Raw genomic sequence first — 9,574 nt, 5'->3', positions numbered from 1 at the left:
ATTCAAATAAGGAAGCCCAGCGATGGCTTTAGGTTTTTTCAGAAAAAAAGGTGCCACGGTCGGAAAGGATCCCACGGCCTCCCCGGTCTATGGAGGCATGGCAGACAAACAAACCAAATACGAAGCCTTGGTACATGCCCTGCACGGGGACATCTACCGCTACGCCTACTGGCTGTGCCGGGATCCGCAAGTGGCGGAAGATCTGGTGCAGGAAACCTTTCTGCGCGCCTGGAAGAGCATCGACGCCCTGCTCGACGACAAGGCCGCCAAGGCCTGGCTCATCACCATACTGCGGCGGGAAAATGCGCGCCGCTTCGAGCGCAAGCAGTTTGACCTCGTCGATCTCGACGAGCATCCCCAGAGCGATCAGGAGGCACTGCACAGCGAGCAGGAGATGGAGAACGAGTGGCTCAGACGCCACATCGCCCGCCTGCCGGCCGAATATCAGGAACCCCTGCTGCTGCAGGTGCTGGGGGGCTTTAGCGGCGACGAGATCGCCGCGCAGCTGGGGCTCAACAAGAACACCGTCATGACTCGCCTGTTTCGGGCCCGCAATCAGATAAAAGAGGCCATGGAGTCAACGACCCAACAGAGAGGACACACCAATGGATGAGCTGGAATTTCGCCGTCGGGCCATAGCCCATCCACAGGAGCAGGATCCCGCGTTTCTCGAGCAGGCCCAGCGCTCCCCTGCCAACCGCAAGCATCTGGACGAGATGAAGCAGCTCGATCGCAGCCTACAGCGAGCCATGGAGGTCGAGGTGCCTGCCGGGCTGGCCGAGCGCATCCTGCTCAGACAAGCGCTGGAAGCCGATCAGCCGCAGGTGGTTCCCCTGCCGGTGCGCCCGCGCAGCAACTGGCGTGCGCTGGCCATGGCTGCCTCGGTCGCCTTCCTGCTCGGCATGAGCACCCGCTGGCTGAGCTGGCCGCTAGCAGCTCCCGACGAGCTCTCGCTGGCCCAGGTCGCCATGGCCCACGTCTATGGCGAGGAGCCCTTCATCAAGGATGTGGACGAGCAGGTGAGCCTGCGCACCATCAACGCCAAGATGGAGAAATATGGCGCGACCTTGATGGGCATGCAGGGGCTGAAGATCACCTATGTCAACCACTGTTCCTTCTATCAAGGGCCGGCACTGCACATGGTATTGCAGGGCAAGATGGGCCCGGTCACCCTGTTCCTGGTGCCCAAGCACGTGCCACTCACCCTGCAGCCCACCTTTGAAGATGGCCAGCTCAAAGGCGAGATCCTGCAACTCAAGGGGGCCAACATGGTGCTGATCGGCGAGATGGAGGAGCCGCTGGCGCCGGTGGCAGAGCAGCTGGAATCCCGGCTGCACTGGTCGATTTAACAGGCATTAACCCAATCTTGACTCGCCTCGTAGCGGGTCAAGCCAACGGGCAGACCAATCAGGTTGGCTGCCCGTTTATCTCCTTTCCCGTCACGATTCTCCCCTATTCGCCGCTCATTCCCCGCAAATACCCAAAAATATTTTTGTGATGCAGATCGCTGTATGTGGGTGTTTTTTATCCAATTAATGGTAAAAGAGACTATTTAAGCGGCGAATTCAAACAAATGATTAACACTCTGGAAACTTTTATGTATTCTGCTGTCACTGGTCTGATTTCTTACCTCCTACCAGATCCATAGAATCACGCCAGAATTGAATGGGAAGAAGCTGAAATAACAACAGATCTTGTCACATACAGAGGCAAAATAGCCCTGATGCCGACGGAAAATCTGCCTACAAGAGAGAACACTATGACAACTGCCTTTTTCAAAAAGAGCCTGATCGCTGCCGCCGTCACCCTGGCCAGTACCCAAACCTTCGCCGCCGCGTTCCAATTGAACGAACACTCAGCCTCCGGCCTGGGTCGTGCGTATGCAGGGGAAGCCGCCGTGGCGGACAACGCCTCCGTGTTGTCCCGCAACCCGGCAGCCATGACCCAGTTTGACAAGATGGCGTTCTCTGTCTCCGGTACTTATATCAAGCCGGACGTGGATGTAAATGGTGACATCTATGCAGGACCAGTAAATAAAGGAAACGCGAGTGAAAGCGGCATCGCCCCAAGCGCCTTCGTGCCTGCCACCTACTTCATCCAGCCGCTGAACGACCAGTGGGCCTGGGGTATCGGCCTGTTCTCCAACTACGGTCTGTCGACCGAGTACACCGAGAACTTCAACGCTGGCTCCATTGCTGGCAACACCGAACTGCTCACCTTCAACATCAACCCGAACATCGCCTACCGCGTCAACCAGCACTTCAGCTTCGGCGCCGGTCTGAATCTGGTCTATGCCAAGGCTGAACTGAACCGCCGCGCCGGCGTACTGGCCGCCGTGCCGCCGCTGAGTGGCGTGCCGGGTATCGGCAAGGACACCATCGTCAGCCACCTGAAGGGCGACGACTGGGGTTACGGCTGGAACGTGGGCACCATGTATGAAGTGAACGAGAACAACCGCTTCGCGCTGACCTATCGCTCCCAGGTAGACCTGAAGTTCAAGGGTGACTATCAGGGCACCTCTTCCGGCTTCAAGACCGTCGGTGGCGAACTGCCGCTGGATCTGCCGGCCCAGGCCGAGTTCGCCGGTTACCACCGTCTGAACCAGCAGTTTGCCGTGCACTACTCCGTCAACTGGACCGACTGGAGCGCCTTCCAGGAGCTCAAAGCCACCAGCGGTCAGTGCAACAGCACCGACGGTGCCGGCGTCTGCCTCTACAAGCCGGAGAAGTTCAAGGACTCCACCCGTTACTCTCTGGGTGGTACCTGGTACGTCAACCCGTCCTGGGAAGCTCGTATCGGCTTTGCCTACGACAACACCCCGATCGAGCCGGAATACCGCAGCCTGAGCATCCCAGATTCCGACCGCGTATGGTATAGCGCTGGTGCCACCTACCACATCGACAAGGACATGAGCGTCGACTTCGGCATGGCCTATCTGGACGGCAAGAAAGTGGACGTCAACGAGAAGCTGGTCGAAAGCAACGAAGCCCTGCGCTGGAAAGGCACCTCCCACGGCAACGCCTTCCTCGCTTCCGCTCAGTTCAACATGAAGTTCTGATAATCAGCGAATTGACCAGAGCGCCTGCGGGCGCTCTTTTTTTATTCCGAATTCATGTTTCAGCGTACATCTGTAGTAAACAACTGTACGCTTTTCTTTTTTTATCAAGCTATTAGCAGCACATCCCCCAGCATTTAATCCCGTTTTCATCCGCTCGTCCCCACGCCCGTTGCCTTACTGGTCATACCATATAAAATCCTGCCTCCAACCATAAGAACGTTCGAACTCCAGGTTCATTTTCAAGGACAATGCAATGCACTCCATCATGAAGCCGTCTCTCATCGCCCTGCTGGTGCTGTCGAGCCAGGCCCAGGCGGCAGGTTTTCAGCTGGCCGAACAATCCGCCACCGGCATGGGCCGCGCCTTCGCCGGCGAAGCCGCCATCGCCGACAATGCCAGCGTGCTCTCCCGCAACGCCGCCGCCATGACCCGTTTCGATACCATGGCCTTCTCCGGTGGCTTCATCTATGTTCGCCCCGACGTCAACATTGAGGGCACCACCCGGGTGCCGACCCCCAAGGGGCCGGTCAGCCTGGATGCGGCGGCCCACGACATCGCCGATGATGCCTGGGTACCCAACGCCTACCTCATAGTACCGCTCAACGACCAGTGGCGCCTGGGGCTGGCTGCCACCTCCTATTACGGGCTCGGCGTCAAGATGCCGGACAACTACAATGCCGGTCACTTCGGCAATGTCTCCGACATCAAGACCGTGGATCTGGGTGCATCGCTGGCCTACCGCGTCAACCGCGTCTGGTCCGTCGGCGCCGGCCTCTCCGCCATTCAGGGCGAAGGGGAAGTGGGTGGCACCTTCCCGTCCAACAACCAGATCGCCAAGCACCTGAAAGGAGATGGCTGGGCCATGGGCTGGAACCTGGGCACCCTGCTGGAACTGTCGGAGGCGACCCGCATCGGCCTCTCCTACCGCCATGACGTCACCCTGAAACTCTCCGGCGACGCCATCGGCATCGACCAGAACGGGCAGCCCTTCACCGATACCGGCAGCCTGGATCTGCCGCTGCCCGCCACCGCCGAGCTGGCCCTGTTCCATCAGCTGACGCCGGCACTGGCGCTGCATTCGAGCATCAACTGGACCAACTGGAGCAAGTTCGTGCAGCTGGAGTCCGAGCTCGACCATCACGGTGTCATGCATATCAAGGACGAGCACTGGGAAGACAGCTGGCGCTACGCGCTGGGCCTGACCTACCAGCTGGCGCCGCAATGGCAGCTGCGCTCCGGTCTTGCCTACGACCGCAGCCCGGTCCCGGCGGATCGCCGCACCATCTCCATCCCCGACTCGGATCGGGTCTGGTACAGCGCCGGGGTGGGTTATCAGATCTATCGCAACCTCTCGCTGGATCTGGGGGTGACGCTCATCGATGGCAAGAAGGTGGACGTGAGCGAGACCATGCAGCTCAAACCCGGCATCCCGCAGACCACCTCCACCTTCCAGGGCACCTCGGAAGGGGATGCCTGGCTGGCCGGCCTGCAGCTCAATTACCTGTTCTGAAGCGGGCGGGCATCCCCTGCCCGCCCACTCAAGCACTATGCCAGTTATTGACCGTTTCTGGCCTCCAAGCGCTGGCATAGTGCGCGGCTTCACAATAAAATCAATCCAGTACACACGCTGGAGAGATGCATGTATTCATACGTAGCAAGGCAGCCCATCCTGGATCGGGAGTTGAACACCCACGCCTATGAGCTGCTGTTTCGCGACAGTCTGGATAACGTGTTCCCCCCCATCTCCTCCCAGCAAGCCACCGCCAGACTGGTGGTCGAACAGTTCCTGCAACAGAACATCGATCAACTGCTCGGCGGTCGCCCCTGCTTCATCAACTTCCCTCATTCGCTGCTGCTGGAAGGGCTGGCCGAGTGTCTGCCGCCGGAGAAGGTGGTGATCGAGATCCTGGAAGATGCCGATCCCGACGATGCGCTGCTGGCCAAGGTGAAACAGCTACACGGGCTGGGCTATCAGCTCGCCCTCGACGACTTCACCCTGTCGCCGGACTGGGAGCGCTTCCTCCCCTACATCCACATCATCAAGTTCGATCTGCGCGCCACGTCGCTGCTGCAGATCAAGGTGTTCATTCAGCAGCACCAGCAGCTCAAGCTCACCTATCTGGCGGAGAAAGTGGAGGACAAGGCGGAGTTTGAGCGGGTCAAGCGCCTTGGTATCGACCTGTTCCAGGGCTTCTTCTTCAGTCGACCCGAGATGGTCAAACAGGCAACCATGGAGCCGGCCCAGGTGGTGGTGATGCAACTGCTCAACGTGGTCAACCAGCCTGAGCCCGACCTCAACCGCATCGAGCAACTGCTGAGTCAGGACATCTCCCTGTCCCTCAAGCTGCTGCGTTACGTCAACCACCTCAAGAGCCACGCCAACCCCATCTCCTCCTTTCGCCAGGCCGCCGTCTATCTCGGCCACACCCAGCTCAAACGCTTCGTGACCCTGGTCGCCGCCACCAGCGCCGGTTACGGCAAGAGTGCCGAGCTCTATCAGATGTCGATGATCCGGGCCCGCTTCTGCGAACTGCTGGCCCACACCCATGCACCAACTCAGGAAGCCCAGCAGGCCTTCATCACCGGCCTCTTCTCCCTGCTCGATGTGTTGATGGAACAGCCCATGGACAAGCTGCTCGGCACCATTCCGCTGATCGAGGAGATCCGGGTCGCCCTGCTGGAACGCAAGGGCAACCTGGGATTCTACCTGTCGTTTTGCGAGGATTACGAGAGTGCGAACTGGCAGCGGATCACGGCCAGAACGGCCCGGCTCGGGCTCAATGAAGAGAAGGTCAGTCAGCTCTATCTGACCGCCACCGCCTGGGTCAACCAGCAACTCCAGGCGATGGCGGAGACAGATTAACCCAGCTCGATGGCGACCGCCGTCGCCTCCCCGCCCCCGATACACAGACTGGCCACCCCGCGTTTGAGACCGCGCTCGCGCAGAGCATGGATCAGGGTCACCAGGATCCTGGCGCCACTCGCCCCCAGCGGATGACCGAGCGCGCAGGCGCCGCCATTCACGTTGACCTTGTCATGGGGCAGCTGGCAACCAGCCATCGCCAGCAGGCTGACCATGGCAAACGCCTCGTTGACCTCGAACAAGTCCACCTCCTCCACCCGCCAACCCACCTTGGCCAGCAGCCCCTTGATGGCCCCTATCGGTGCGCTGGTAAACTCGGCCGGCAGGGCCGCGTGGCTCTGATAACCCACCAGTCGCGCCAGCACCGGCAGCCCCAGCTGCGCGGCAGTGTCGCCCCGCATCAGGATCAGCGCAGCCGCCCCGTCCGAGATGGAGCTGGCATTGGCCGCCGTGATGGTACCCGTCTTGCTGAAGGCCGGCTTGAGCTGGGGGATCTTCTCGGGCCTGGCCTTGGCAGGCTGCTCATCCTCGGCCAGCAGCAGGGTATCTCCTACCATCACCGGTGCCAGCTCCGCCGCAAAGGCACCGCTGCGCTGGGCCGCCAGCGCCCGCTCCAGCGATGCGATGGCAAAGGCATCCATGTCGGCACGGGTCAACCCGGCGCGATCGGCGCTCAGCTGGGCATAATGACCCATCAGCTGCCCTTCGTAGGCATCCTGCAGCCCGTCGAGGAACATGTGATCGAGCACGCTCTGGTGCCCCATCCGAAAACCGCTGCGCGCCTTGTCGAGCAGATAGGGGGCGCGGCTCATGCTCTCCATCCCGCCGGCGATCACTACCTTGGTATCGCCGAGCCGCAGCCCATCGGCTGCCAGCATCACCGCCTTCATGCCGGAGCCGCACACCTTGTTGACCGTGGTGCAGGGGATGCTGTCCGGCAGGCCCGCCTTCAGCACCGCCTGACGGGCGGGTGCCTGGCCGACCCCGGCACTCAGCACGTTGCCCAGATAGGCTTCATCGATCTGCTCTCCCCTGAGCCCGACCTCTGCCATGGCCGCAGCAATGGCACAGGCGCCTAGCTCGGGAGCCGTCAGGTTGGCCAGGGCTCCCTGGAAGGCCCCCATGGGGGTACGTTTGGCCGCAACAATCATGATATCCATCAATTGCACTCTCCTTGTTACATTGGAATAACATATGCTGCCGCCGCTGCGGGAACAAGACTTGCGGGGCAGTTGACGTTTGGGTAAGGTGCCAGCCAGGATTGACAGCCAAGATAGCGCCATGAACCGAACCAAGGATGACACGCGGACCTACAGCATCAGCGAACTGGCCCGTGAATTTGATGTTACGACCCGAAGTATTCGTTTTTATGAAGATCAGGGACTTTTGAATCCTGCCCGTCAGGGACAGACCCGGATCTACAGTCGGCAGGACAGAGTGCGGCTCAAGCTGACCCTGCGCGGCAAGCGACTGGGCTTCAGCCTGGCGGATATCCGCGATCTGTTCGATCTCTACGATGCGGACAAGAGCAGCCGTACCCAGCTGCAGACCATGCTGGGGCTGGTAGCCGACAAGCGGGAGACCCTGCAGCAGCAGCTGGAAGACATCAAGATGGTGCTGCTGGAGCTGGACGCCGCCGAGCAGCGCTGCCAGCAGGCACTCGCTCAGCTCGGCTGACGCTCACAGCAACAAGCATAAATAAAGGGGCCCGCGGGCCCCTTGTTCATTGCAGCTGGATTATTTGTTCCAGCGGTTCGGATCGTAATCCGGGCTGTAGCGGTCGACGATGACGGCGCAGGCCGCATCGCCAGTGATGTTGAGGGCGGTACGGATCATGTCGAACAGACGATCCAGCGCAAACAACAGCGGCAGCCCTTCGATGGGGATCCCGGCGGCCAGCAGCACGGCGACCACCAGGAAGCTCGGGCCCGGCACGCCGGCCTGACCGATGGCTCCCAGGGTGGCGGTCACTATGATGGCGGCCCAGGCACCCATGGAGAGATCGATCTGGTAGACCTGGGCGAAGAAGATGGCAACCAGACCGTAATAGATGGCGTTGCCGCTCATGTTGATGGTGGCGCCCAGCGGCAGCACGAAAGAGGCCGTGGCATTGGTCACCTTCAACTCCTCCTCGCAGGTCTCCATGTTGACCGGCAGGGTCGCCATGGAAGAGGCGGTGGAGAAGGCGACGATCTGCGGCTTCTTCATGGCAGACAGGTATTTGCGTACCGGCGTGTTGGAGAAGAGCACGATCAGCAGCGGATAGACCACGAAGGCGAAGATCAGGATGGCGGCCAGATAGACCACGAACAGCTTGAGCACCAGGGTCAGCACGTCGAAACCGTAGGTGCCGATGGCATCGGCCATCAGGCCGAACACGCCGAGCGGCGCGATCAGCATCACCTTGTTGATCATCCAGACGAAGGCATCCACCAGGGTGTTGAGGCCGTCCACCAGGGGTTTGGCCCGCTCGCGGGGTTGCTTGGCCAGAGCGATGCCGAGGAACATGCAGAACACCAGGATCTGCAGGATGTTGGCTTCGTTGAGCGACTGGAAGACGTTGGTCGGGATCATCCCGAGCAGGGTGGCGACCGCATCAGGCAGCGCGCCCTTGTCGGCATAGTCACCGGAGAACATGGAGGCCATGGAGCCGAACTCGACCCCGACACCGGGCTTGAAGATCTGCCCCATCACCAGGGCCAGCAGTACCGCCAGCGCCGAGGTACCGAGGAAGAAGGCCAGCGTGGTGACGCCAATCTTGCCTGCCGCCGGGCTGGCGCCGAGGTTGGCCGCCCCCGACAGGATGGCCACCGCCACCAGCGGGATCACCAGCATCTTGATCAGCTGGATGAAGAGAGTACCGAGCGGCGCAAATACGGTGGCTTGTTCACCCATGAACGCCCCTACCAGTGCCCCCAGCACCATGGCGACCACTACCTGGAAGCCAACGTTCTTAATGAGTCCTTTTGTTAACACAGAATGTTCCTTTAAGTAGCAAATATTCGCACTTTCCCAGTGCAATCAACCAAACAGGGGATGAACAGCTGTCCATTCCCCTGAGCGCGCGCTTTATCTCATATTTATTCGCTGTTTTAAATCGTCAAATCGTTAACGGGAGTTATTGATAAGTTTGCAACAAAGTAAAGATTCAAAAGGCTCACGGCGATTTTTCCCGCTTTATTCATGACAACTGGCAAAAGATTGTGCTACTTTGGCTGGGCAAACGTGCATACAGGGATGAAAACATGCTGAAAGTTAACGAGTATTTTGATGGAAATGTAAAATCCATCGGTTTCGATCAAAAAGGCGACAAAGCCACCGTGGGTGTGATGGAAGCCGGTCACTACCAGTTCAATACCGCCGCCCCCGAGCGGATGACGGTGGTCAAGGGTGCGCTCACCATCCAGCTGGCCGACGAAGATGAATGGCATACCTATGAGCAGGGTCAATCCTTCGACGTGGCCGGCCACTCCTCCTTCAAGCTGGAAGTGAAAACCCCTACCGCCTATCTGTGCGAGTTTCTCGATTAAACCGCCAGCAACCCTTGCCTGAACACGCACAAAGGAGCAGCCCCCGGGCCGCTCCTTCTTTTTTTGGCACAAACTGCCCTCCTCTTTGCTGCCCATCCTTGCTTTCATTTGCGTGCCGCCATC

At 59.9% G+C, this 9,574-nt stretch carries 9 protein-coding genes; 7 read left to right on the top strand and 2 right to left on the bottom strand.

Annotated elements, in window-relative coordinates; translation table 11 throughout:
- Positions 1–22: 22 nt before the first annotated feature.
- The 5 genes from ACB032_RS05275 to ACB032_RS05255 all read left to right on the top strand — a co-directional run bounded on the left by ACB032_RS05275 (position 23) and on the right by ACB032_RS05255 (position 5,921).
- Positions 23–613, top strand: a complete 591-nt coding sequence (locus tag ACB032_RS05275) for a sigma-70 family RNA polymerase sigma factor (protein ID WP_371137505.1) — start codon at positions 23–25, stop codon at positions 611–613.
- Positions 606–1,349: a DUF3379 domain-containing protein gene (locus ACB032_RS05270; protein ID WP_323962988.1), complete on the top strand. Its 744-nt coding sequence runs from the start codon at positions 606–608 to the stop codon at positions 1,347–1,349. The genes ACB032_RS05275 and ACB032_RS05270 overlap by 8 nt, the downstream gene beginning before the upstream one ends.
- Before the next feature lie 410 nt (positions 1,350–1,759).
- Positions 1,760–3,058: an outer membrane protein transport protein gene (locus ACB032_RS05265; protein ID WP_371137504.1), complete on the top strand. Its 1,299-nt coding sequence runs from the start codon at positions 1,760–1,762 to the stop codon at positions 3,056–3,058.
- A 253-nt stretch (positions 3,059–3,311) separates the two neighbouring features.
- Positions 3,312–4,568 (top strand): OmpP1/FadL family transporter, encoded by a 1,257-nt coding sequence (locus tag ACB032_RS05260; protein WP_371137503.1) that lies wholly within the window; start codon positions 3,312–3,314, stop codon positions 4,566–4,568.
- A gap of 129 nt (positions 4,569–4,697) precedes the next feature.
- Positions 4,698–5,921, top strand: coding sequence for an EAL and HDOD domain-containing protein (locus ACB032_RS05255; protein ID WP_371137502.1), 1,224 nt, complete (start codon positions 4,698–4,700; stop codon positions 5,919–5,921).
- Here the strand turns inward: ACB032_RS05255 and ACB032_RS05250 are convergent.
- Entirely contained in the window at positions 5,918–7,081 is a 1,164-nt protein-coding gene (locus ACB032_RS05250; RefSeq protein WP_371137501.1) for an acetyl-CoA C-acyltransferase, read from the bottom strand. The two genes, ACB032_RS05255 and ACB032_RS05250, sit on opposite strands and share 4 nt — an antisense overlap.
- A 121-nt stretch (positions 7,082–7,202) precedes the next feature.
- Here ACB032_RS05250 and ACB032_RS05245 point away from each other — a divergent pair, with 121 nt between their 5' ends.
- A complete protein-coding gene (locus ACB032_RS05245; RefSeq protein WP_016350830.1) occupies positions 7,203–7,598 on the top strand; it encodes a MerR family DNA-binding transcriptional regulator in 396 nt (131 codons plus the stop codon).
- A 60-nt stretch (positions 7,599–7,658) separates the two neighbouring features.
- Here the strand turns inward: ACB032_RS05245 and ACB032_RS05240 are convergent, their stop codons facing one another.
- The gene (locus tag ACB032_RS05240) at positions 7,659–8,897 is read right to left on the bottom strand and encodes a dicarboxylate/amino acid:cation symporter (RefSeq protein ID WP_371137500.1); all 1,239 of its coding nucleotides are present in this window, start codon (positions 8,895–8,897) and stop codon (positions 7,659–7,661) included.
- Positions 8,898–9,166: 269 nt separating this feature from the next.
- Between ACB032_RS05240 and ACB032_RS05235 the strand changes: the two genes are divergently transcribed.
- Positions 9,167–9,451 (top strand): pyrimidine/purine nucleoside phosphorylase, encoded by a 285-nt coding sequence (locus tag ACB032_RS05235; protein WP_371137499.1) that lies wholly within the window; start codon positions 9,167–9,169, stop codon positions 9,449–9,451.
- The last annotated feature ends 123 nt before the right edge of the window (positions 9,452–9,574 follow it).

The sequence above is a fragment of the Aeromonas sp. S5(2024) genome, from assembly GCF_041403025.1.
Taxonomy (GTDB): Bacteria; Pseudomonadota; Gammaproteobacteria; order Enterobacterales; family Aeromonadaceae; genus Aeromonas; species Aeromonas hydrophila.
The sequence above is the reverse complement of the archived record's forward strand: the minus strand, read 5'-3'. Positions and strand labels throughout refer to the sequence as shown.